This is a genomic window from Streptomyces sp. NPDC001381, from assembly GCF_042895685.1.
Classification (GTDB): Bacteria; Actinomycetota; Actinomycetes; order Streptomycetales; family Streptomycetaceae; genus Streptomyces.
This window is the reverse complement of record NZ_JBIAWO010000003.1, coordinates 989355-1012070: the sequence shown is the minus strand read 5'-3', so window position 1 is coordinate 1012070 and position 22716 is coordinate 989355. Positions and strand designations below refer to the sequence as shown.

At 71.6% G+C, this 22716-nt stretch carries 25 protein-coding genes and 1 pseudogene; 19 read left to right on the top strand and 7 right to left on the bottom strand.

What is annotated here, in order from left to right; all coding sequences use genetic code 11:
* The first annotated feature begins 144 nt into the window (after window positions 1-144).
* A complete protein-coding gene (locus tag ACFY2L_RS18265) occupies window positions 145-1410 on the top strand; it encodes a DUF418 domain-containing protein (protein ID WP_390822776.1) in 1266 nt (421 codons plus the stop codon).
* A gap of 82 nt (window positions 1411-1492) precedes the next feature.
* Here the strand turns inward: ACFY2L_RS18265 and ACFY2L_RS18260 are convergent, their stop codons facing one another.
* Complete coding sequence (locus ACFY2L_RS18260; RefSeq protein WP_390657971.1) at window positions 1493-2143, bottom strand: hypothetical protein; 651 nt, start codon at window positions 2141-2143, stop codon at window positions 1493-1495.
* A gap of 327 nt (window positions 2144-2470) precedes the next feature.
* Here ACFY2L_RS18260 and hemL point away from each other — a divergent pair, with 327 nt between their 5' ends.
* The 12 genes from hemL (at window position 2471) to ACFY2L_RS18200 (ending at window position 13394) form a co-directional block, all read left to right on the top strand.
* The gene (gene hemL, locus ACFY2L_RS18255) at window positions 2471-3790 is read left to right on the top strand and encodes a glutamate-1-semialdehyde 2,1-aminomutase (protein ID WP_390657972.1); all 1320 of its coding nucleotides are present in this window, start codon (window positions 2471-2473) and stop codon (window positions 3788-3790) included.
* Window positions 3787-4497 (top strand): histidine phosphatase family protein, encoded by a 711-nt coding sequence (locus ACFY2L_RS18250; RefSeq protein WP_390822775.1) that lies wholly within the window; start codon window positions 3787-3789, stop codon window positions 4495-4497. The genes hemL and ACFY2L_RS18250 overlap by 4 nt, the downstream gene beginning before the upstream one ends.
* Before the next feature lie 153 nt (window positions 4498-4650).
* Window positions 4651-5937 carry a hypothetical protein gene (locus tag ACFY2L_RS18245; RefSeq protein WP_390822774.1) on the top strand — a complete coding sequence of 429 codons (1287 nt, stop codon included), beginning with the start codon at window positions 4651-4653 and terminating at the stop codon, window positions 5935-5937.
* Between the two features lie 66 nt (window positions 5938-6003).
* The gene (locus ACFY2L_RS18240; protein WP_390657975.1) at window positions 6004-6594 is read left to right on the top strand and encodes a TlpA family protein disulfide reductase; all 591 of its coding nucleotides are present in this window, start codon (window positions 6004-6006) and stop codon (window positions 6592-6594) included.
* 1 nt (window position 6595) lies between these two features.
* Entirely contained in the window at window positions 6596-7369 is a 774-nt protein-coding gene (locus ACFY2L_RS18235; protein ID WP_390657976.1) for a cytochrome c biogenesis CcdA family protein, read from the top strand.
* A gap of 3 nt (window positions 7370-7372) precedes the next feature.
* On the top strand, window positions 7373-9082 hold the full coding sequence (locus tag ACFY2L_RS18230) for a cytochrome c biogenesis protein ResB (protein ID WP_390822773.1): 1710 nt from the start codon (window positions 7373-7375) through the stop codon (window positions 9080-9082).
* Window positions 9079-10161 carry a c-type cytochrome biogenesis protein CcsB gene (gene ccsB / locus ACFY2L_RS18225; RefSeq protein ID WP_390657978.1) on the top strand — a complete coding sequence of 361 codons (1083 nt, stop codon included), beginning with the start codon at window positions 9079-9081 and terminating at the stop codon, window positions 10159-10161. The genes ACFY2L_RS18230 and ccsB overlap by 4 nt, the downstream gene beginning before the upstream one ends.
* Window positions 10162-10239: 78 nt before the next feature.
* Window positions 10240-10845, top strand: a complete 606-nt coding sequence (locus ACFY2L_RS18220; RefSeq protein WP_390822772.1) for an RNA polymerase sigma factor — start codon at window positions 10240-10242, stop codon at window positions 10843-10845.
* A complete protein-coding gene (locus ACFY2L_RS18215; RefSeq protein ID WP_390822771.1) occupies window positions 10842-11750 on the top strand; it encodes a CU044_5270 family protein in 909 nt (302 codons plus the stop codon). The genes ACFY2L_RS18220 and ACFY2L_RS18215 overlap by 4 nt, the downstream gene beginning before the upstream one ends.
* A 37-nt stretch (window positions 11751-11787) precedes the next feature.
* Window positions 11788-12168 (top strand): SRPBCC domain-containing protein, encoded by a 381-nt coding sequence (locus ACFY2L_RS18210; protein ID WP_390657981.1) that lies wholly within the window; start codon window positions 11788-11790, stop codon window positions 12166-12168.
* 276 nt (window positions 12169-12444) lie between these two features.
* On the top strand, window positions 12445-13050 hold the full coding sequence (locus tag ACFY2L_RS18205) for a DUF6232 family protein (protein ID WP_390657982.1): 606 nt from the start codon (window positions 12445-12447) through the stop codon (window positions 13048-13050).
* The gene (locus tag ACFY2L_RS18200; RefSeq protein WP_390657983.1) at window positions 13047-13394 is read left to right on the top strand and encodes a hypothetical protein; all 348 of its coding nucleotides are present in this window, start codon (window positions 13047-13049) and stop codon (window positions 13392-13394) included. The genes ACFY2L_RS18205 and ACFY2L_RS18200 overlap by 4 nt, the downstream gene beginning before the upstream one ends.
* 19 nt (window positions 13395-13413) lie before the next feature.
* Here the strand turns inward: ACFY2L_RS18200 and ACFY2L_RS18195 are convergent, their stop codons facing one another.
* Together ACFY2L_RS18195 and ACFY2L_RS18190 are read right to left on the bottom strand one after the other, a co-directional pair.
* On the bottom strand, window positions 13414-14199 hold the full coding sequence (locus ACFY2L_RS18195) for a CDP-alcohol phosphatidyltransferase family protein (protein WP_390657984.1): 786 nt from the start codon (window positions 14197-14199) through the stop codon (window positions 13414-13416).
* A 38-nt stretch (window positions 14200-14237) separates the two neighbouring features.
* On the bottom strand, window positions 14238-15521 hold the full coding sequence (locus tag ACFY2L_RS18190) for a PucR family transcriptional regulator (protein ID WP_390657985.1): 1284 nt from the start codon (window positions 15519-15521) through the stop codon (window positions 14238-14240).
* 123 nt (window positions 15522-15644) lie between these two features.
* On the opposite strand from ACFY2L_RS18190, the gene ACFY2L_RS18185 reads away from it, so the two are divergent.
* Together ACFY2L_RS18185 and ACFY2L_RS18180 are read left to right on the top strand one after the other, a co-directional pair.
* Complete coding sequence (locus tag ACFY2L_RS18185; protein WP_390657986.1) at window positions 15645-16103, top strand: nucleoside deaminase; 459 nt, start codon at window positions 15645-15647, stop codon at window positions 16101-16103.
* The gene (locus ACFY2L_RS18180) at window positions 16096-17061 is read left to right on the top strand and encodes an isopenicillin N synthase family dioxygenase (RefSeq protein ID WP_390822770.1); all 966 of its coding nucleotides are present in this window, start codon (window positions 16096-16098) and stop codon (window positions 17059-17061) included. The genes ACFY2L_RS18185 and ACFY2L_RS18180 overlap by 8 nt, the downstream gene beginning before the upstream one ends.
* On the opposite strand, the gene ACFY2L_RS18175 is transcribed toward ACFY2L_RS18180, so the two are convergent.
* The gene (locus tag ACFY2L_RS18175; RefSeq protein ID WP_390822769.1) at window positions 17048-17629 is read right to left on the bottom strand and encodes a hypothetical protein; all 582 of its coding nucleotides are present in this window, start codon (window positions 17627-17629) and stop codon (window positions 17048-17050) included. The two genes, ACFY2L_RS18180 and ACFY2L_RS18175, sit on opposite strands and share 14 nt — an antisense overlap.
* Before the next feature lie 125 nt (window positions 17630-17754).
* On the opposite strand from ACFY2L_RS18175, the gene ACFY2L_RS18170 reads away from it, so the two are divergent.
* Together ACFY2L_RS18170 and ACFY2L_RS18165 are read left to right on the top strand one after the other, a co-directional pair.
* On the top strand, window positions 17755-18648 hold the full coding sequence (locus ACFY2L_RS18170; RefSeq protein ID WP_390657989.1) for a Scr1 family TA system antitoxin-like transcriptional regulator: 894 nt from the start codon (window positions 17755-17757) through the stop codon (window positions 18646-18648).
* The gene (locus tag ACFY2L_RS18165) at window positions 18605-18733 is read left to right on the top strand and encodes a DUF397 domain-containing protein (RefSeq protein ID WP_390822831.1); all 129 of its coding nucleotides are present in this window, start codon (window positions 18605-18607) and stop codon (window positions 18731-18733) included. Before ACFY2L_RS18170 ends, ACFY2L_RS18165 begins: the two co-directional genes overlap by 44 nt.
* A gap of 4 nt (window positions 18734-18737) precedes the next feature.
* Here ACFY2L_RS18165 and ACFY2L_RS18160 read toward each other — a convergent pair.
* Window positions 18738-18905, bottom strand: a pseudogene (locus ACFY2L_RS18160) (TetR/AcrR family transcriptional regulator); the annotation flags it as partial.
* Between ACFY2L_RS18160 and ACFY2L_RS18155 the strand changes: the two are divergent.
* Window positions 18838-19620: a ricin-type beta-trefoil lectin domain protein gene (locus tag ACFY2L_RS18155; protein ID WP_390822768.1), complete on the top strand. Its 783-nt coding sequence runs from the start codon at window positions 18838-18840 to the stop codon at window positions 19618-19620. The pseudogene ACFY2L_RS18160 and the gene ACFY2L_RS18155 overlap by 68 nt on opposite strands.
* A gap of 4 nt (window positions 19621-19624) precedes the next feature.
* On the opposite strand, the gene ACFY2L_RS18150 is transcribed toward ACFY2L_RS18155, so the two are convergent.
* The gene (locus ACFY2L_RS18150) at window positions 19625-21025 is read right to left on the bottom strand and encodes an MFS transporter (protein ID WP_390822767.1); all 1401 of its coding nucleotides are present in this window, start codon (window positions 21023-21025) and stop codon (window positions 19625-19627) included.
* A gap of 95 nt (window positions 21026-21120) precedes the next feature.
* On the opposite strand from ACFY2L_RS18150, the gene ACFY2L_RS18145 reads away from it, so the two are divergent.
* Window positions 21121-21693, top strand: a complete 573-nt coding sequence (locus ACFY2L_RS18145) for a helix-turn-helix domain-containing protein (protein WP_390657992.1) — start codon at window positions 21121-21123, stop codon at window positions 21691-21693.
* A 31-nt stretch (window positions 21694-21724) separates the two neighbouring features.
* Here the strand turns inward: ACFY2L_RS18145 and ACFY2L_RS18140 are convergent, their stop codons facing one another.
* Window positions 21725-22693 carry a zinc-binding alcohol dehydrogenase family protein gene (locus tag ACFY2L_RS18140; protein ID WP_390822766.1) on the bottom strand — a complete coding sequence of 323 codons (969 nt, stop codon included), beginning with the start codon at window positions 22691-22693 and terminating at the stop codon, window positions 21725-21727.
* Between the last annotated feature and the right edge of the window lie 23 nt (window positions 22694-22716).

The following is a 22716-nucleotide window of genomic DNA, read 5'->3' as shown; positions in this document are numbered from 1 at the left end:
GGAAGAAGACAGCCGTCCGGTCGCACCGGACCGGCCGGGGACCGGGACTCCGCCGGTCGGCAGGGCGGTACCCGCCGATCGGCGGGGGACTCACCGAAGACCGCCGGATGGTCCGCCCCCTGACGTCCACGCGAAGTTCTCCGTATGACACAGACACAGCCGCCGCAGGAGACATCAGCTCCGCAGGAGAACTCGCCTCCGCCGCCCCGAACCTCCCCCGAGTCCGCCGCGCCGGCCTCGCCCGGTGCCTCGATGGGGCGCCTCGTCGGGGTGGACCTGGCCCGCGCGCTGGCGGTGTTCGGCATGTACGTCGTGCACATCGGCCCCCCGCTGTCGGCCACGGACGGCGTCGCCGGCTGGATCCGGTACCTGGCGGACGGGCACTCGTCGGTCCTGTTCGCCACCCTCGCCGGGTTCTCACTGATGCTGCTCGCCGGCCGCCGCGAGCCCAAGACCGGCCTGGCCGGTCGGCAGGCGAAGGCCCGGATCGCGATCCGCGCCGTCGTCCTGCTGGCGCTGGGCACCGTGATGGCGACGGAATACGGGGGAGTGATCATCCTCGGCTTCTACGGGGTCTACTTCCTGCTGGCCCTGCCCCTGGTGCGACTGCGCGCCATGACCCTCGCGATCATCGCGGCCGCGTTCGCCCTCGTCGCACCGCAGCTGGCTTTCGCCCTGACCTCGCTGCTGAGCGAGTCGGTCCAGCAGAGCATCAACGCCCATGACCCGCTGCGCCGCCTCAGCGAGGTGGGAGTGCTCGATCTGCTGCTCACCGGCTTCTACCCGGCGCTCACGTGGATGTCGTTCGTGATCGCGGGCATGGCGCTGGGCCGCCTCGACCTGTCCTCCGGCACTGCCCAGCGCCGCCTGGCCGCGCTCGGTGCCGCTCTCACCGTTTCCGCATACGGCATGTCCTTGCTGCTCGCCGGAAAGGACGCGTTGCGGAGCATGGCCGAAGACGGGTCGTCCGGCAGCTCGGGTTCACTGCCCCTCGACAGTGGATCGGTATCCCTCGACAGCGGGTCGTTCCCCGAGCGGCCGGCGTCGATGCTCCTGACGGCCGGGCCGCACAGCGGCACCACGTTCGACATCATCGGCAGCGTCGGTGTCGCGATCCTCGTGATCGTCGGGGCGACGGTGGCGATGGACCGCCTGCCGCGACTGCGCCGCCTGGCCACACCGGTCATCGCCGTGGGCACCATGTCCCTGACCGCCTACGTCGGCCACTTCCTCGCACAGTCCGCGCTGTCCGTGCCCGCCGGGACCAGCACCCAGCAGTCCTGGGTGCCGCTGCTCATGTTCATCCTCGGAGCGATCGGGTTCGCCGCGATCTGGTCCCGCTTCTTCCGCCGCGGCCCCCTGGAGTACCTGGTCCACGCCGCCACCAAGCCGGTGAAGCACATGAGATGAGACCCGACCGGGGTGGCCCGCCCCCACGCTCCACCCCGGCCCGGACCGCCGAGACCCCGCCCGAACCCCACGAAACCCGAGGTCAGGGCCACACCAGGCAATAAGGCTGATGCCCCGCCTCATGCAGCCGATGCGAGAAGTCCTGCCATTCGTGCAGCAGCTGGTACACGTTGAACGCGTCGCGCGGCCCGCCCCGGTCCGGGACCGTGGACCAGATGAAGGCCGCCGCGCCCACCGCTTCCTCGCCGATGTCGCGGAGGGGGTCCACGACGGTCATGGGGAGCTTCACGACCGCGTAGTCGGGGTGCAGGACGACCAGCTCGAGCGGGGGCACCTTGTGCAGGGGGACGCCTTCGATGCCGGTCAGGACCATCGCGGCCATCGTCTCCGGCTTGATCTTGGTGAACATGCCGTTCATGCCGAGCTCGTCGCCGCCGAGTTCCTCGGGGCGCATCGAGATCGGGACGCGGGCCGCCGTCGCGCCGTCCGGCGCGCCGAAGTACTTGTACGTCACCCCCACCCGACCACCATTCCTGCTCTCCGCCCGGAGGCGATCGACCCTGCGGTCGACTCGCCGGTCGGCCCGCTCGGGCTCGTTCGGTACACCCTGGTTCATGCCCTGGCTCTGCCGTGCTTCGTTGGCTTCCTCCGCGTCGCGCCGGTGCCTTCCCCGCCGGGCACGTCGAGGACCCAGGTCGTCAGTCCCCTCGCCCAGTCCGCCACCGCGATGCATATCTCCACCCGACTGCTTTTCTAGGACGCGTGGCCCCGGCCGCGCAACCCGATCATCGTGTCAGTGACCTCCCCCACGGCCGCCCGCCGAAACGTGCGTTGAAACACCTGTCCGCAGGATCTTCGCAGCCACTGGACACCCGGTCGTTGTGAGCTACGTCTATCAGGCTCAGTCCGTCTCAGTTTCGCAGATGACGGACGGCGGGGGAGGCGCCGACGGGGAGGCGGCACCGGCCGTCCGGTGCCCGCCGTCCGCACTGGCCTACCCTGGGGAGTCACTGGCAACCGGAGTCCAGCAAGTCGGAGAAGGTCGGAGAAGCCGCAGGTCATGACCGAACTGCCCTATTCATACGATGCGCCTGTCTCGCAGGCGCTGTTCGACCGAGCGGCCGCCGTCACGCCGGGCGGTGTGAACTCGCCGGTCCGTGCCTTCCGTGCCGTGGGCGGGACGCCCCGCTTCATGGTGTCCGGTACGGGTCCGTACCTGACCGACGCCGACGGGCGGGAGTACGTCGACCTCGTCTGCTCCTGGGGTCCCATGATCCTCGGGCACTCCCACCCCGAGGTCATCGCGGCCGTCCAGGAAGCCGTCGCCCGCGGTACCTCCTTCGGTACGCCCGGTGAGGGCGAGGTGGCGCTCGCCGAGGAGATCGTGGCGCGCGTCGAGCCCGTGGAGCAGGTGCGGCTGGTCTCCAGCGGGACCGAGGCGACCATGTCGGCGATCCGGCTCGCCCGCGGTTTCACCCGGCGCACCAAGGTGATCAAGTTCGCCGGGTGCTACCACGGCCACGTCGACTCGCTGCTCGCGGCGGCCGGGTCCGGCGTCGCCACCTTCGCGCTGCCGGACACCCCGGGTGTCACCGGCGCGCAGGCCGGCGACACGATCGTCCTGCCGTACAACGACCTGGAGGCGGTGCACGAGGCCTTCCACCGGCACCCCGGTGAGATCGCCTGCGTGATCACCGAGGCCTCCCCGGGGAACATGGGCGTCGTACCGCCGCTGCCCGGCTTCAACCAGGGGCTGAAGGACGCGTGCGCGCAGAACGGCGCGCTGTACATCTCCGACGAGGTCATGACCGGTTTCCGGACCAGCCGCGCCGGGTGGTACGGGATCGACGGGGTCAGGCCCGACCTGATGACCTTCGGCAAGGTCATGGGCGGCGGCTTCCCCGCGGCCGCCTTCGGCGGGCGGGCCGACGTCATGGCGCACCTCGCCCCGGCCGGGCCCGTCTACCAGGCCGGCACCCTCTCCGGGAACCCGGTCGCCACCGCCGCCGGCCTCGCCCAGCTCCGCCTCCTCGACGACGCCGCGTACGCCAGGGTCGACGCGGTGTCCGAGCAGATCCAGGCGCTGGTCTCCGGGGCGCTGGCCAAGGAGGGCGTCGCGCACACCCTGCAGAGCGCCTCCAACATGTTCTCCGTCTTCTTCACGGACCGCCCGGTCCGCACCTACGAGGACGCCAAGGCACAGGAGTCCTTCCGCTTCACCGCCTTCTTCCACTCGCTGCTGGCGAACGGCGTCTATCTGCCGCCGTCGTCCTTCGAGTCCTGGTTCGTGTCCACGGCCCACGACGACCGGGCCATCCAGCGGATCGCCGACGCCCTTCCGGCGGCGGCCCGAGCGGCTGCGGAGGCCACAGCAGCATGACCACGCCCGAGAGCAACAGCAACGGCTCCCAGGACATCACCGTCGTCCACCTCATGCGGCACGGCGAGGTCGAGAACCCGGACGGGATCCTCTACGGCCGTCTCGGCGGCTACCACCTCTCCGAGCTCGGCCGGCAGATGGCCGACCGGGTCGCCGAGCACCTCGCCTCCCGCGACGTGACGCATGTCGTGGCCTCGCCGCTGGAGCGGGCGCAGGAGACGGCGACCCCGATCGCCAAGGCGCACGGCCTCGACCTCGCCACCGACTCGCGGCTCATCGAGGCCGGCAACGTCTTCCAGGGGAAGACCTTCGGGGTCGGGGACGGGGCGCTGCGCCGGCCCGAGAACTGGAAGCACCTCGTCAACCCGTTCCGGCCGTCCTGGGGCGAGCCGTACGTCGACCAGGTCGTCCGGATGAAGGGGGCCCTCGACGCCGCCAAGGACGCGGCCCGCGGGCACGAGGCCGTGCTCGTCAGCCACCAGCTGCCGATCTGGATCGTGCGGTCCTACGTCGAGCGGCGCCGGCTGTGGCACGACCCGCGCAAGCGGCAGTGCACGCTCGCCTCGCTGACGACCTTCACCTACCAGGGCGACAGGATCGTCTCGGTCGGCTACAGCGAGCCGGCCATCGACCTCGTGCCGGTCCACCTGCGCGCCGGTGCCAGGCCGGTGAAGGGGCAGGGACAGGGCAAGGCATTCGGGGCCTAAGTGCCTTATCGACCGGAACCTTTCGGGATGTAAGGCCTTTCTGGTTGCCTCTGCTCCGTTCTGTTACGGAATCCGGAAGTATCAGCGGAACCTCCTCGTTCGCCATGTGCTCTGAATGGGTGACCACCAGGGAACGTGACGAACGGGGTTGCCATGCGCGCCATCACCCGAAGGGGAGCACTCGGACTCGGTGCCGGGGCCGCCGCCGCTGCCGGACTCGCGGGGTGCGGCGGTCTCACCGACTCGGACGGGCCGGGCGCGCCCGGCGGTTCCGGCCGGTCCGGCAAGAAGGGCTCCGGCAGCCCCAAGCCCTCCGCGCGCCCCCTCGGCGACGGCTCCACGTCCTTCACCGGCAAGCAGCCCCACCAGCCCGCGAAGCCCGAGCCGCTGGAGCCGGGCCAGGAGCCGCCGCAGTTCGTCGTCTTCTCCTGGGACGGGGCCGGCGAGGTCGGCAACGGTCTCTTCCCGCGCTTCCTGGACCTCGCCAAGGAGCACGGCGCGTCCATGACCTTCTTCCTCTCTGGGCTCTATCTGCTGCCCGAGTCGAAGAAGCGGCTCTACGACCCCCCGAACAACCCGCGCGGCGCCTCCGACATCGGGTACCTCACCGACGAGCACGTGCGGATGACGCTCACCAACGTGCGCCGGGCCTGGCTGGAGGGGCACGAGATAGGCACCCACTTCAACGGGCACTTCTGCGGCGGGAGCGGCAGCGTCGGCAACTGGACGCCGCGGCAGTGGCGCAGCGAGATCGACCAGGCGAAGGGCTTCGTCAAGGAGTGGCGGACCAACACCGGCTGGACCGACCTGCCGGCCCTCCCCTTCGACTACGAGAAGGAACTCGTCGGCGGCCGTACGCCCTGCCTCCTCGGCCAGGACAACCTGCTGCCCACCGCCCGCGCCCTCGGCTGGCGCTACGACGCCTCCTCGCCGGGCGGCCGTCAGACCTGGCCGCAGAAGAAGCAGGGGCTCTGGGACCTGCCGTTGCAGCAGATACCTTTCCCCGGACGCTCGTTCGAGGTCCTCTCCATGGACTACAACATGCTCGCCAACCAGTCGATCAACTCGACCAACGCCCCGAGCCACAACTACCCGGGCTGGCGGCAGCAGTCCGCCCAGGCGTACATATCCGGATTCAAGCGGGCATACGAGACGAACCGCGCGCCCTTCTTCGTCGGCAACCACTTCGAGCAGTGGAACGGCGGCATCTACATGGACGCCGTCGAGGAGTCGTTCAAGCACATCGCGCGGGAGAAGGAGAAGGGCGCGGACGTGCGCCTGGTCTCCTTCCGGCAGTTCGTGGACTGGATGGACGTGCAGAAGCCGGAGGTGCTGGCCAAGCTGCGCACCCTGGAGGTCGGACAGCAGCCGGCCGGGGGCTGGAAGGAGTTCCTCAAGGACATCGCCGGCTCCCCCAGCCCCACCGGAACCGCCGCCTGAAATGCGGTTTTCCACCCGCGCGGGGGGTGCGCAAGATCCCCAGAACGGGCATGCGAAACTTTTCACATGAGTGCCAGCCGCACCCCCGTGTCCGTTGCCGTCGCCGCTGCCGCCGCGACGCTGCTGCTGTCCGCCTGCACCTCCGGAGGCACCTCCGGCGGAGGCGGTGACACGAACTTCGTGATGGGCAAGGACGGCATCTCCACCGCAGGGAAGGGGGAGCGGGACGCGGCGCCCGACCTGTCCGGCAAGACCATCGACGGCAAGCAGCTCGATGTCGCCGACTACAAGGGCAAGGTCGTCGTCCTCAACATCTGGGGCTCCTGGTGCGCCCCCTGCCGGGCCGAGGCGCCCAACTTCCAGAAGGTCTACGACGACCTCGGCGCCGACGGCGTGCAGTTCGTCGGCATCAACACCCGCGACACCAGCAGCAAGAACGCCGTCGCCTTCGACAAGCAGTACGGCATCACCTACCCCAGCCTGTACGACCCGACGGGCAAGCTGCTGCTCCGCTTCGACAAGGGCACCCTCAACCCGCAGGCCATCCCCTCCACCCTGGTCATCGACCGCGAGGGCAGGATCGCCGCCCGCTCGCTGGCCGCGCTCAGCGAGGAGAAGCTGCGCAAGATGATCACCCCGGTCCTCGCGGAGAAGTGACGTGAGCGCTGTCACCACGCTCGCCGCGGCGACCGACCCCAACCAGACGGTGATGAACGGGGCCCTGCTGCTGGCCCTGCCCATCGCCCTCCTCGGCGGACTGGTGTCCTTCTTCTCCCCGTGCGTCCTGCCGCTCGTCCCCGGCTACCTCTCGTACGTCACCGGAGTCGCGGGCACCGATCTGGCCGAGGCCCGGCGCGGGCGGATGGTCGCCGGCGCCTCCCTCTTCGTACTCGGCTTCACCGCGGTGTTCGTCTCCAGCGGTGCCCTGTTCGGCTACTTCGGCGACAACCTGCAGGAACACAAGGCCGTCCTGTCGAAGGTGCTCGGCGTCCTCATGATCGTCATGGGTGTCTTCTTCATGGGCCTGATGCCCTGGATGAGCCAGCGGGAGTTCCGCTTCCACCGCAAGCCCGTCGCCGGCCTGATCGGCGCCCCGCTGCTGGGCGCGCTGTTCGGCATCGGCTGGGCGCCGTGCATCGGCCCGACCCTGACCTCGGTGATCGCGCTCTCCTACAACGAGGCGAGTGCCGGCCGCGGTGCCATACTGACCGTCGCCTACTGCCTCGGTCTCGGCGTGCCCTTCGTGCTCGCCGCGGTCGCCTTCCGCAAGGCGCTCGGCGCCTTCGGCTGGGTCAAGCGCCACTACGCGTGGGTGATGCGGATCGGCGGCACGATGATGATCGTGACCGGTCTGCTGCTGCTGACCGGTGCGTGGGACCGAATCGTGCAGGACCTTCAGTCCTGGTCCGCCGGCTTCACCGTGGGGATCTGATCCATGAGCAAGAGCACAGTCAGCGAGACGCCCGCCGCTCCCGAGGAGCCGGACCTCGGCGCCGCGGGCTCCCAGCTGTCCACCGCGCCCGTGGAGACCCTGGCCAACGTCCCCGCCCTCGGTGTCGTCGGCTGGGCCCGCTGGTTCTGGCGCCAGCTCACCTCCATGCGCGTCGCCCTGCTGCTCCTGCTGCTGCTGGCGCTCGGCGCGATCCCCGGCTCGCTGATCCCGCAGACCGGCAACGACGCCACGAAGGTCGCCGACTTCCAGCAGCGGCACACCACTCTCGCGCCGGTCTACGACAAGCTCGGCCTCTTCAACGTCTACAGCTCGGTGTGGTTCTCCGCGATCTACATCCTGCTGTTCGTCTCCCTCATCGGCTGCATCGTGCCCCGCACCTGGCAGTTCGTGGGCCAGCTGCGCGGCCGCCCGCCGGGCGCCCCCAAGCGGCTGACCCGGCTGCCCGCCTACACGACCTGGCGCACCGGGGCCGAGCCGGAGCAGGTCCGCGAGGCCGCGCTCGCCCTGCTCAAGAAGCGCCGCTTCCGCGCACACCTCGCCGGGGACGCCGTCGCCGCCGAGAAGGGCTACCTCCGCGAGGTCGGCAACCTCGTCTTCCACATGGCCCTGATCGTGATGCTGGTCGCCTTCGCCTGGGGCCAGCTCTACAAGTCCGAGGGCAACAAACTGGTCGTCGAGGGCGACGGCTTCTCCAACGTGCTGCCCTCCTACGACGACTTCAAGTCCGGCAACCTCTTCGGCGTCGACGCCCTGACACCGTTCAGCTTCGACCTGAAGAAGTTCACCGGGACGTACGAGGAGAGCGGCCCCAACAAGGGCACTCCGCGCACCTACCAGGCCGCCCTCACCTACAGCGTCGGCGCCTACGGCAAGGAGAAGAAGACCGTCGTCAAGGTCAACCACCCGCTGGAGATCGACGACTCGAAGGTCTACCTCACCGCCCACGGCTACGCCCCCGTGATCACCGTCCGCGACGGCAAGGGCGACGTCGTCTTCCACGACGCCGTACCGCTGCTCCCGCTGGACGCCAACGTCACCTCCTCCGGCGTGATCAAGGTCTACGACGGTTACCGGGACGCCAAGGGCGTGAGCGAGCAGCTCGGCATCAAGGCCACGTTCCTGCCGACGTACACCGAGGGCAACGAGGTGGGCTCCACGTTCCCCGCGCTGCGCAACCCGGTGCTGAACCTGGAGCCCTACCACGGCGATCTCGGCGTCAACTCGGGCATCCCGCAGAGCGTGTACCAGCTCGACACGTCCCACATGAAGGGGTTCAAGGACTCCAAGGACCTCCAGCTGCGCGGGAACCTCAGGCCCGGCGAGACCCTCACGCTCCCGGACGGCGCCGGTTCGATCACCTACGAGAGCACCAGGCAGTGGGCCAACTTCCAGGTCACCCAGCAGCCCGCGAGCGGCTGGGCGCTGACCGGCGCACTCGCCGCGATCTTCGGTCTCGCCGGCTCCCTGTTCATCCAGCGCCGCCGGGTGTGGGTGCGCGCGGTGAAGGGCGCCGACGGGGTGACCGTCGTCGAGATGGCCGGGCTCGGCCGCAGCGAGTCCGCCAAGGTGCCCGAGGAGCTCGGCGACCTCGCCGGGATCCTGTACGACCAGGCTCCCGGGGCCCCCGGCCCCGAGAACGACCCCGATTCCCCCGACCCTCACGTCGTACCTGCCGAAGGGCCTGAGAAGTGACTCTCGCCGCCGCGACCAACGAACACCTCGCGAGTATCAGCAACACGCTGATCTACTCCGCGATGGCCGTCTACACCCTGGCCTTCTTCGCGTACATCGCGGAGTGGCTCTTCGGCAGCCGCAGCAAGGTCGGCCGTACCGCCGCCGCGCTGACCGCCGGCGCGAAGGCGAAGGCCGCGGGCCCGGCCGTCACCGTCAAGAAGAACGGCGGCACCGCCGTACTGGAGCGCCCGCAGGTCGTCGTCCGCTCCACGTCCGGCACCCGGGACGTGCCCGACGGGCCGGGCGCGCACGGCGGGGACGTGCAGGGCGACATGTACGGCCGGATCGCCGTGTCCCTCACGGTGCTCGCGTTCCTGGTCGAGCTGGGCGGCGTGATCGCCCGCGCGGCGTCGGTGGAGCGGGCGCCCTGGGGCAACATGTACGAGTTCAACATCACCTTCTCCACGGTGGCCGTCGGCGTGTACCTCGGCCTGCTGGCGCTGAAGAAGAACGTGCGCTGGCTCGGCCTGTTCCTGATCACCACGGTCCTGCTCGACCTGGGCCTCGCGGTCACGGTCCTCTACACGGCGAGCGACCAGCTGGTCCCGGCGCTGCACTCGTACTGGCTGTACATCCACGTCTCCACCGCGATCTTCTGCGGCGCGGTGTTCTACGTCGGCGCGGTCGCCACGATGCTGTACCTCTTCAAGGACAACTACGAGAACAAGCTCGCGACCGGCGGCAAGCCCGGGAAGTTCGCCAACTCGTTCCTGGACCGGCTGCCGTCCTCCGCCTCCCTCGACAAGTTCTCCTACCGCGTCAACGCGGCCGTCTTCCCGCTGTGGACGTTCACGATCATCGCGGGCGCGATCTGGGCGGGTGACGCCTGGGGCCGCTACTGGGGCTGGGACCCGAAGGAGACCTGGTCCTTCATCACCTGGGTCGCGTACGCCGGCTACCTGCACGCCCGCGCCACGGCCGGCTGGAAGGGCCGCAAGGCCGCCTACCTGGCCCTGATCGCCTTCGCCTGCTGGCTGTTCAACTACTACGGCGTCAACATCTTCGTGAGCGGCAAGCACTCGTACGCCGGGGTCTGACGCCCTGGCCCCGAAGGCCGGTTCCCTGTGACCTGAGTCACGGGAACCGGCCTTCGTCGTACGGACAGGAAGAGGGGCGTGGATACGAATCTGCGAAGACGCATCCGCGCGGGGGACCACGACGCCTTCGGTGAGCTCTTCGACGCCTACGCGCGCTCCGTCTACAACCACGCCTTCCGGCTCACCGGGGAGTGGGCGGTCGCCGAGGAGGTCGTCTCGCTGACCTTCCTGGACGCCTGGCGGCTGCGCGGCAAGCTCGACGAGGACGGCGGCTCCCTGCGCCCCTGGCTGCTGGGCATCGCCACCAACGTCACGCGCAACACCCGCCGCGCCGCCCGCCGGCACGCGGCGGCCCTGTCCCGGCTGCCCCGCGACGAGGCCGTACGGGACTTCGCCGACGAGGTCGCCGGGCGGCTGGACGACGCAGCCCGGCTGGACCTCGTACGCACCGCCCTGACGCGGCTGCGGCGGGCCGATCGCGAGGTGCTGGCGCTGTGCGTGTGGTCCGGGCTGGACTACCGGGCCGCCGCCGAGGCGCTGGGGGTGCCCGTGGGGACCGTACGGTCGCGGCTGTCGAGGGCGCGGACAAAGCTCGCGAAATATATGGAACTCTCGCACGGCGCCGGACAGATGAGAGGAGACCGCGCCACCGCGGTCGGGCCCCTGAGGGAGGGAAACCCATGAGCCAACTGCCTGACCAGGACCTTCCGCCGGGCCGTCACCGACTCCTCAAGGAGCATCTGATGACCGAGATCCGGCGGGAACCGACCGTAGCCCCCGTTCGCAGGCGCTTCCTGCGCACCGCGCTGGTCGCGGGCGCCGTCGCGGCCGTGACGGCCGTCGTCGTCCCCCTCACCGTGCCGTCCGGCGACCCCGCGCCGCCGGCCGCCTCGCGGCAGGCGGCGGCCCTGCTGGAGGACATCGCGCTCGCCGCCGAGCACGCGGACGTGCCGAGCGACATCCGCGACGACCAGTTCGTGTACATCAAGAGCAAGGTCGCCTGGACCACGCAGGACGGGGACGGGCCCGCGAAGCTCGATCCCGTCCACGAACGCGAGGTGTGGCTCTCGGCGGACGGCAAGAAGGAAGGCCTGCTGGAGGAGCCCTACAAGGGGTTCCGCAACGAATCCTTGGAGGCTCAGACCCCCGGCATCCCGTCCAACACGAACTACCGCCACCTCCAGACTCTGCCGACCGACCCCGACAAGATGTTCGAATGGATCAAGGATGTCAGCCAGGGCGGCAGCAGTAAGGACGAGGCCAACTTCGTCCTCGTGGGTGACCTCGCACGCGAGTCCCTGATGCCGCCCGCCCAGGCCGCCGCCCTCTACCGAGCCGCCGCCAGGATCTCCGGCGTGTTCGTGATCGACGACGCGGTGGACGCGGCGGGCCGGCACGGGGTCGCGGTGGCCCGGATCGACGACGGGGAGCGCCTCGAGCTGATCTTCGACAAGAAGACCAAGGAGTTCCTCGGCGAGCGCGAGGTGGCCGTCGAGGACCTGCCCTGGGGCTTCAAGAAGGGGGATGTGACCGCCCGCACCGCCGTCCTGGAGCGGACGGTCGTCGACGAGCGGGGCGAGCGGCCGTAACCGTGCGGAACCGGCTTCCAGGGGTCACGCTGGTGTCATGCACCTCCTGGTACGGCTCCCGGTCCCCATGGAGACGGTCTGGCCGGCGGTGAGCACGCCGGACGGGCTGGCGGCCTGGTGGGCCGAGGTGGATCTGCTCGAACCCCGGCTTGGCGGCGCGGTCGTGCTGCGGGGGCCGGGGGAGGGCCGGGTCACCGCCTGGGACGTGGACCGGGTCGCCGAGTACACCTTCCCGGCCATCGGCCGCGTCCGCTTCCATCTGGAGCGGGACGGGGACACCGCCTCGGTCCTGCGCTTCACGCACGAGTACGAGGGCGGGGAGCCGCCGGACTCCGGGGCGGAGCCGGCCTGGCAGACTCGATTCGAATATCTGAGCGAGCTGTTCGCGGTGTCGAAGGGGCCTCGGGACGTCTCGTAGTGCTTCGTCACGCTGGGTGATGCCGCCTGGTGGTGGGCATCGTCCTGCTGCACCGGCGGGCGCCCGGCGTCCCGGGAACGCCCGCCGGGTGCGGGGGTGGTCAGTTCGAGCAGCCGTTCACCGCCACCACGGGGGGCAGTTGGAGGGGGTGTTGCCGGAGAGGGTTCCGGGGCCCGCCCCGAGGTATCGGCTTGCCCTTCGGACGTCTCCCGTAGTTAATGGTGCTCGAAGAGTGACGGGTGTCACCCGCAACTCACTCAACTCATGGGGGACTTGATGACGACACCGGAACCGCCGGGACACTTCGACGTCCCGCCCCCGCCGCCCGGGCCGCCGACGCACTTACCGGGACTCGATCTGCGGGTCAGCAAGCGGCTGCTGTGGGTCGGCGGGGCCTGCTATCCGCTGCACAACGTCGCGCGGGTGTACACGCTCACGATCCATCCGCGGCGCAAGGAGGCCGTGGTGCGCTTCCTGAGGATCCTCCTGATCACCGGGGCCGTGGCCCTCACCCTCACCGTGCTCAGCGGTATCACCATGGTCGCGGACCGGGACACCGGCAGCGGTCTGATGACGTTCGTGTGGCTGGGCTCGGCCGGTGTGGTGGTCTACGCCCTGATCGAGATGCTCCAGGTCCTCGGCGCGCAGTCGCACCACGTACTGGCCGTCGAGACCTCCGGCCCCTCCCAGGCCGTGGTCACCAGCCGAGACCCGCACCACCTGAACCAGCTCGTCGGCCGGATCGCGCACGCGATCGAGAACCCCGAGACGGAGTTCCAGGTGCGGGTGGAGAGCATCACGATCAGCCCGAAGAACTACTACTTCGGCGACAACGTCAACATGTACGGCGGCAGCGGCAACGTGGGGATGGCGAGCGCGTGAGCACCAACAACTACTACGGCGACAACGTGAACATGCACGGCGGCAGCGGCAACGTCGGCATGATCAAGAACCAGGCGGCCGCCCCCGCCCCCGCCTCACCCGAGCTGGAGGCGGCGGTCTCCGAACTGCTGGCGCTGCTGCGGGAGTTGCGCCCGCAGATCCCGGCGGCCAGCGCCCAGGCCCTCGACGACTCCCTGCCCGCCCTCACCGCGGACGCCACGACACCGGTGCAGGAACGTCACCGCGCCCTGCTGGCCGTCGCCGGCATCGCGGCCACGATCGGTGCCGTGGGGCAGCCGGTCGTCGAGGCGGTGAACCGGATCCTGGCGCTGCTGGGCGCGTGACCGGCGGGCCCGCGGGCCGTCACCGCAGCCGGGACGACGACAGGATCGACAGCAGATGGGCCGGCACCATCAGCCAGGTGATCACGGCGATGGCGGCCAGCGCCCAGCGGGTCGGCTCGATGCCCCCGGTCGCCGCGTCGGCGAACGCGACGACCAGGAGGACCAGGGAGGCCTCGATGCCGTTGGTCACCCGGTGGATCTTGAAGGCGGCGGCGAGCCGGCGCACCGAGGCCACGCCCTGCGAGCGCGGCGCGGCGGCCTCGTCGTCGGCGACGGCCAGCCCGCGCCGGGCCCGGGCCACGTCCACCAGGTCGGTGGAGGCCTTCAGCAGGACGACCCCGAGGGCGGTCGCGAGGCCGAGGGACACCCAGCCGTTGAAACCGTGCCACTCCCCGAGCCCGGACTCCGCGGCCCGGAAGCCGAAGCCGATCATCAGCGCCGCGTCCGCGAGGTAGGCGCCGAGCCGGTCGACGTAGATGCCGGTCGCGCTGTTCTGCCCCTTCCAGCGGGCGACCTCGCCGTCCACGCAGTCGAACAGCAGGAACAGCTGCATGAAGAGGGCGGCGAGGACGGCACCGGCGAGCCCCGGTATCAGCAGGGCGGCCCCGGACAGCACTCCGCACACCACCATCGTCCAGGTGAGCTGGTCCGGCGTGACCGGGGTGCGCACCAGCTGACGGGTGAAGCGCAGCGAGACACGGCGCATGTACAGCCGCCCCGCCCAGTGTTCGCCGTTGCGGCTCGCCAGCTTGGCCCGCGGCTGGCAGACCTCCCGCAGCTCCTCCAGCACCGGAGCAGCAACCATGACCGTTCCTCCCACGAGCCCACGATGATCGGGCCAGGTTACAGAGCGCTCAAGACGCCGAAACGGCGGGGCTGTTGCGGCAGGCCCGCCCCCGCCGCGCCCGTCCCGCGCACCACCCGGTGCGCACAGGCCGCCGCCAGCAGCTCGCCCAGCAGGTCAGGGTCGCCGATCTCCAGGCCGAGCAGGGACTCGATGCGCTCCAGCCGCTGGTAGAGGGACTGCCGGCCGATGTGGAGGAGGGCGGCCGTGCGGGTGGGGGAGCAGCCGTTGCGGAGGTGGACCTCCAGGGTGCGGACCAGGTCGCTCGGATGCGCGGCCTCCCACTCCAGAAGGGGGCCCAGGGCGTGCTGGACCATCCGGGCGAGCCGCTCCCGGTTGGCGTCCACCCCGCCCCGGGTCAGCTCCCGCTCCAGGGCGAAGGCGCGGGAGGAGGTCACCAGCGGGCCGCCGGGCGCGGCCGGCTCGGCGGGCGGGACGGTCAGCGCCAGTTCCAGGGTCGTACGGGCCGCGCGCAGGGTCTCGCTCCAGCGCAGCCAGCCGCCGCCGGCCGCGACCGCGTGGCCCACGGCGACGGTGAGCCCCGGCTCGGCCGCCGTACGGAAGACTTCCTGGACGGCGCGCACGGGGTCCCCGGCGCGACCGCCGGGCAGCGCGAGCAGGGCGAGCACGTCCCCGGGGAACGCGGCCCGCAGCACGCCCCCGCCTCCCAGCAGGCGTACGGCCCGGTCGACCGCGCCCGTCTCGCGCGCGCCGTGCACGGAGACGCCGATCAGCCGCGCCCCCGGCCCCGGCTGGAACCCGGCGAGAGCCGCCCGCGCCTCCACCTCCGGCTGGTTCAGGGCGGCCCGGTCGGCGAGGTCCGCCAGCAGGGCCGCCGTGTGGTCGTCACCCCGGGGCCGGGCCACGGAACGCCCCGACAGCCCCCGGGCCACGATCGCCCGGTTGGCGGCCTCGGTGATCCGTACGAAGGGCACCACCCGGTGCAGGGCCAGCAGCGGCAGCCCGAGCCGGCGGGCCTCGTCGATCACCTCGTCCGGCATGCGCGGCAGGGACCGCCCCACCTCCACCGCGAGCCCGGCCGCACCCCGCGCGGCCAGCTCCCGCACGTACCGGCGCCGCACCTCGTCGCCGGCGTCCGTGAGCCCGAAACCGTTGGTCAGCAGCAGCTCCCCGCCGTCGAGGAAGTTGGCGCCCTCGTACACCTCGCTGGAGTGGACCCAGCGCACGGGGCGGTCGAGGCCGCCGGCCCCGGCGAGCAGCTCGGGCTCACCGGCCCGGACCGGGTCGAGGGCCAGGACTTCGCGGAGGGTGAGTGCGGGCACGGGGACCTCCAGGGCGCTGACGGTTCCACGGATGGTTCCGCTGACAGAACGTCCGGCTGCGGGCTGCCCGGAGAGTACTTTCCGCACGTTGCCCTGGTGTTTCCGGCACAGCAGAGTGAAGTCATGGACCCTATGGATCAGGCAACGGCCCACGCGTGGCTGGCCACCGCCGTGGCCGAGGCGCGCAGCGGTCTCGCCGAGGGCGGCATCCCGATCGGCGCCGCGCTGTACGGCCCGGACGGCACCCTGCTCGGTCGCGGCCACAACCGGCGCGTCCAGGACGACGACCCCTCCATGCACGCCGAGACGGCCGCCTTCCGCGCGGCGGGCCGGCAGCGCTCGTACCGCGGCACGACGATGGTGACGACCCTCTCCCCGTGCTGGTACTGCTCCGGCCTGGTCCGCCAGTTCGGCATCTCCCGGGTGATCGTCGGCGAGGCGGCCACCTTCCACGGCGGGCACGACTGGCTCGCCGAGCACGGTGTGGAGATCGTGCTGCTCGACGACCCCGAGTGCGCCGGGATGATGCGCGACTTCATCAAGAACCGTCCGGCACTGTGGAACGAGGACATCGGTGAGTGATCGACGCATTCCCACGATCGACCTGCGCCCCTGGCTGACCGGCGACGCCGCCGCCCGCGCGGCCGTCGCCCGTACCGTCGACGAGGCCCTCCAGACCGCCGGATTCCTGCTGGTCACCGGGCACGGCGTCGATCCCGCCCTCCGGTCCGCGATCCGGGAGGCCGCCCGCGCCTTCTTCGTCCTCCCCGACGAGGTCAAGCAGCCCTACGGCGCCAGGGTCGGCGGCCGCGGCTGGCTCGGCCCCGGCGCGGAGGCCAACGGCTACGCGGAGGGCACCGAGACCCCGCCCGACCTCAAGGAGTCGCTCACCTTCGCCACCCACGAGCCCTTCGACGACCCGGTGATCGACGCGGAGTGGTACGCGCCCAACGTCTGGCCGGCGGAGGTGCCGGAGCTGCGGGGCCTGTGCGAGGAGTACCTGGAGAGGATGGCCGCGCTGGAGAAGCAGCTCCTGTCGCTGCTGGGGGAGGCCCTCGGCCTCGAACGGGACTTCTTCTCCCGGCACATGGACCACCCGACCTACGGCTTCAACATCAACTGGTATCCGGGCACGGAGGTCGTGGGGCAGCCCGAGCCGGGCCAGTTCCGGATCGGCCCGCACACCGACTTCGGGACGGTGACGATCCTCGACCGGCAGGCCGGCAAGGGCGGGCTCCAGGTCTGGACGGACGAGGGCGGCTGGGAGGACGCGCCCTTCGAGCCCGACGCCTTCACCATCAACATCGGCGACCTGATGGCCCGTTGGACAGGGGACCGGTGGCGGTCCGGCCGGCACCGGGTGCTCCCGCCGCCGGCCGACGAGCCCGCCGAGGAGCTGATGTCGCTCGTCTACTTCGGCGAGTGCACCCCGGGGACGCTCGTGGAGTCCGTGCCCGCGCCGGTCGGACGCGTGGCGTACGAGCCGGTCGACTCGCACGTCTACCTGCGCGAGAAGCTGGACTCGATCACCGTGGGGTGAACACCGCGTAGTCCGCGACGGTACGGCGGTAGCGGGTGTGGCCCGTCTCCCGGGTGTGGCCGCGCTGCCACTCCTCCACCTCCGCGAGGTCACGCCGGGCGCCGGAGCCCGCCCGGCAGCCCGTGCACGACGTCTCGTACTCCGCCTCGGCCGAGGCGTCCGGGACGACCGTGTACTCCTTCAGGCCCAGGAAGGCCGCGTGGTAACGGCGTTGGTGGCGGCGGAGCAGCACGTTCGCGTCGGTCTCCGCGCTGCCGTCGCGGCGGGCGCGGGCCGCGTCGCGCAGGCCGGCCAGGTCGGTGCAGGCGGCGCAGTCGCGGACGGGCGAGGGGGGCTCCTGCGGCCACGGGCACGAGCGGGAGTTGGCGGCGCGGACGCTCGCGCTGAGGCGTTCCCCGGGGGTGGCCGGGCGGATCAGCTCCGGGCACGCCTCCCACTCCCGGCCGCCGCCGAGGGGGCGCAGCAGGGCGTACGGGCCGGCCTTGCCCTGGTACTCGCCCACCTTGTCCGAGCCGGGGTCGTAGACGACCGTTCCCGTTTCGAACTGGTTCTCGGTGTGTTCGGTCATGCCCCGTCCGTTCCCTCTCCGTACCGACTTGGTGACTCTGGGTGTGTCGAGCGTGGCGTACGGGCACTCTGCGTATCAATGCTCGACGTGTGCCAAGGGCGCTTGTCACGGAGGGGGGCGGACCGGTGACCACCAACGCCGTGCTGTTCGGTGAGCTGTTGCGGCACTTCCGCGAGGGGGCGCTGCTGACGCAGGAGGCGCTGGCGAAGGCGATCCCCTGCGACCGTTCGTTGGTGGCCAGGGTGGAGCTGGGGACCCGGGTGCCGCAGGAGTCGTTCGCGAAGAAGTGTGACGAAGTACTGGGTTCGGGTGGGGTGCTGGGGCGGTTGTGGGGGCGGGTGGACTGGTATCCGCAGGTGGAGCATCCGGACTGGTTCGAGCGCAGGGCGCAGATGGACGCGGAGGCGGTGGCCCTGCGGGCCTATCAGACGCAGGTGATTCCTGGCCTGTTGCAGACTCCCGGCTACGCCGCCGCGCTGTTCGGCCGTCGTCTGCCGCACACCCAGGACGTGGAGGAGCGCGTACGGGCCCGACTCAGCCGACAGCAGCGCTTCTACGCCGAGGACGGGCCGTATTACGTCGTTGTGTTGGACGAGAGTTGTCTGCGGCACATGGTGGGAGGTCCCGAGGTCATGCGGGAGCAGTGCGCGCACCTGCTGAGGGTCGGGAAGGTCCCCAACATCCGTATCCAAGTGGTCCCGTTGGACCGTCCCGACATCGACCGCCCCGACACTTCGATGTCGTTGATCAGGCTGCCCGACGGGCACGAGTGGGTCTATTCCGAGTCGCTGGACCGTGGGCACTTCAGTGACGATCCGGCCGTCTTCCTGGCCCACGCCCAGACCTATGATGTGCTCAGGGCCGACGCGCTGTCAGCCTCCGACTCCACTGCCCTGATCGGCGACGTGATGGAAGGGTACGGCCGTGACGACCTGGATCAAGAGCAGCTACAGCGGAGCCAACGGCGGCGATTGCATCGAAATAAGCCCCGATTTCCCCGCCGCCGTCCCCGTCCGTGACAGCAAGACCCCCGACGGCCCCGTCCTCCTCCTCACCCGTGAGGCCTGGGCCGCCTTCGTCGCCGGGGTGCGGCGCTCCGCCTAGCGTTTCAGGGGCTCAGGGACCGCCAGATGCGGTCCGGCAGGATGTCCGCCGCCTCGCCGAGGTCCACGTCGTCGATGCCGGACAGCCATCGGCGGGCGACCCCGATGACCGGTCCCAGGACCAGGGACTCGATCAACGGCAGGGGAAGCGGGGCCAGTTCGCCGGAGGCGACACCGTACGGCGCGGCACCGCGGGACGAGGCGGGGGCCACGCCGTCCGCCCCCGCCCTCGCCACGTCGGCGGGGGCTCCCGCGCCGTCCGGGGCGGGCGGGAGCCCGTCGGGCACGGCGTCGCCGTCCGCCTCGGGGAGCGAGGGCAGCGCGGAAGGGGACAAGGGGCGCTCCGCGGCGGGAGGCGGGGACACCGGTGACGGCGCGCGGGACACCGGCTCCGGCACGACCGGCTCCGGCGGTGCGGACGACTCCGGCGACTCCGGCGGCGGTTCAGGCGGATCGGGCGGTTCAGGCGGCTCCGCCGGGTCCGGTACCTCCACCGGCGGCGGGGCCACCACCACCCCCGCCGCCTCCACCGGCACCTACCGCTACCGCAACGGCGACAACGGCACGTGCGTCACCCAGGTCTTCGGCGCCGCGGACTACGGAAGCTGCTCGGACTCGACCACGTACTGGACGGTCAGGAGCGCGTCCGGCGGCAGCTTCAAACTGGTCAACCGGCAGACCGGCCAGTGCCTCTACTCCAACGGCCTCGGCCAGGCCGTCTTCGTCGGCGACTGCGCCCAGGACACCGGCCGCCTGTGGACCACGGGCTCCGGCGGCACGCTCCGCAGCGACTACGGCGGCGGCTGCCTGGACCTGGGCATGAACAGCGGTCTGGTGACGGCGACCTGCGCGGGGGAGGCGTCCCAGCGCTGGACGCGGCAGACCTGAGGCATCAGGGCGCGGCGGCGGCTCGGGGCCGCGAGGCGCGGGCGGCGACGAGGAGGAGCAGTCCGCAGGCCGTCACGAGCAGCCATCCCGGACGGGAGGCGACCGCGATGCCGGCGGGGCCGGCGCCCGCGACCAGGCCCCCGGCGGTGGCGATGCCGACCGCCGCGCCGACCTGGCGAGCGGTGGAGGTGACCGCGCCCGCCACGCCGGCCCGGGACGGCGGCAGACCGCTGACCGCCGTGTTGGTGAGGGGGGCGTTGGCGAAGCCGAAGCCGACGCCGATCAGCAGATGGGCCAGGAGGATCAGCGGCACACCCGTGTCCGGGCCCAGGTCCACCAGGCACAGACCGCCGGCCGCGGTGAAGCCGCCCGCGAGGATCAGCGGGAGCCGTGGCCCGCGCCGTCCCACCAGGGTGCCGGACCAGGGCGCGCACAGCGTGGCCCCGAACGCCATGGGCAGGGTCGTGAGGCCGGTCGCGAGCGGTGTCCAGCCGCGGGTGTGCTGGAAGTAGAGGGTGTTGAGCAGCAGGGCCACGTTCAGCGCGACGAACACCGCCATGGCGCCGAGCACCGCCGTCGCGAACGGGGGCCGGCGGAAGAGGCCGAGGTCCATCAGGGGCTGTTCGCCGCGCCGTTCGGCCAGGACGAACCCGGCCGTCGCCGTCGCGAGCAGGGCGTAGGCGGCGAGGGCCGCGGGCGAGGCCCAGCCGACGCGGGGTCCTTCGATGAGAACGCCCACGATCAGGAACAGAAGGACGGTGAGGAGCACCTGGCCCGGCAGATCGAGGCGCCGGGGGCGCGCCGCGCGGGACTCCGGCACGACCACGGCGACCAGGATCAGGGCGGCGGCGACCACCGGCGCGTTGATCCAGAAGACCGAACGCCAGCCGAACGCGGCGATGAGGGACCCGCCGGTGACCGGACCCGCCGCCATGCTGAGCCCGAAGACCGACGCCCACACGCCGATCGCCCGGGCCCGCTCCCCCGGGTCGGGCATCGCGTTCACCACGATGGCCAGGGCCACCGGACTCAGCATCGAGGCCCCGATCCCCTGGACGGCCCGGGCGGCGACGAGCACGCCGAGGGACGGGGCGAGGGCGCACGCGAGGGACGCCAGGCCGAAGACGAGCAGCCCGCACCGGAAGACCCGGCGGCGTCCGAACCGGTCCGCGAGAGCGCCGGAGACGATGAGGAGACTGGCCAGGACCACGGTGTAGGCGTCGACGACCCATTCCAGACCGCGGGTACCCACCCCCAGACCCCGGCCGATCTCGGGCAGGCCCACATTGACGATGGTGGTGTCCACCCCCACCAGGAACATGCTGAACGCGCAGACGGCCAGCACCGTCCAGCGCCGGCGCGCGCTCAGCGGGGCGGGCGGAGCGGCCAGGGATGTCGTGAGCACGGGAGGCCCCCTTCGGTACGGGATCGCTGCCGCCCAGGCTCGGGCCGGGGGAGAGCCCGGACCCAGGAAAATTGCGAAGACCGCAAAATGGCCGTATGGACGCCGAACTCGCGGAACTCCTCGACAGCATCGGGCCACGGCTGCGCGCCCTGCGGCGCGACCGCGGTCTCACGCTCGAAGCCCTCGCGGCGGACACCGGGATCTCGGTGAGCACGCTGTCGCGCCTGGAGTCGGGGCTGCGGCGTCCCACGCTCGACCTCCTGATCCCGCTCGCCCGGGCCCACCGGGTCGCGCTGGACCAGCTGGTGGCGGCTCCGGCCACCGGTGATCCGCGGGTCCATCTCCGGCCGCGGAGCCGGGAGCGCGGGAGCGTCCTGGTGCCGCTGACCCAGTACCCGGGCCGGGTCCAGGTCTTCAAGCAGGTGCTCGCGCATCGCGAACCGCGGCTGGTGACCCACGCCGGCTACGAATGGCTCTACGTGCTCGCCGGCGAACTCCGCCTCGTCCTCGGGGAGCGGGAGGTCACGCTCCGGCCGGGCGAGGTGGCCGAGTTCGACACCGCCGAACCGCACTGGTTCGGTCCCGCCGGCGCCGAAGCGGTGGAGATCCTGCACCTGTTCGGACCCCACGGCGACCAGGCGGTCCACCGGACGCCCGCCCGGCCCTGAAGGAGACCCGCCCGGTCCCGAAGGCCGGCCGCTACACCCTGAGCAGCAGCTTCCCCGTGCTGGTGCGGGCGCCCATCAGGCGGTGGGCCTCCGCCGCGTCCTCCAGCGGGAACTCCGCGGTGACGGGGACGGACACCGTCCCGTCGCCGACCTTCGCGAAGGCCCGCTCGGCCAGCGCCCGCAGCCGGGCCGGGGCGGTCTGCGACAGGGTGAGGATGGAGAAGGCGCCGACCGAGAGACCGTGCGGAGCCAGGTCCGGCTGCCCCACGCCCCACGGCTCGGCCCCGCTCGCGTTGCCGAAGGAGACCAGACGGCCGAAGACCGCGAGGGAGGCCAGGGAGCCCTTGAGGGTCTCGCCGCCGACCGGGTCCAGGGCCAGGTCCACCCCGCGCTCGCCGGTCGCCGCCCGCACCGCCTTCTCGAAGTCGCCGACGAACACGTCGTCGTAGCCGTACCCGCGGGCGTACTCGGCCTTGGCCGCCGACGACACCACGCCGTACACCGCGCCCGCACCCGCGGCCCTGGCCAGCTGCCCCACCACCGTGCCGACTCCGCCTGCCGCGCTCTGCACGAGGACGGTCTCGCCCGGCTGGAGCCGGCCCACCGCGTGGAGGAGGCCGTACGCCGTCGGCAGCACCGTGGGGAGGGCCGCCGCCGTGCGCAGGTCGACGCCGTCCGGCAGCGGGAAGACCGTCGCCGCCTCCGCCACCGCGACCTCCGCGTAGCCACCCGCGCCGGTGAGCGCGGCCACCTCCTGGCCGACGGCCAGACCGTCCACGCCGGCGCCGACCGCCCGGACCCGTCCGGAGACCTCCAGGCCGGGCCGGAAGGGCAGGGCCGGCACGCGGTAGCCGGAGCCGCGGGCCAGGAGGTCGGCGAAGTTCACCCCGGCGTAGGCCACGTCGATGCTCACCTGCCCGGGTCCGGGTTCGGGGAACGGCACCTCCGAGGGACGCAGGACCTCCGGACCGCCGTACTCCCGGATCTCGACCGCGCGCATGGCACACCTCACCCTTGGCTCGA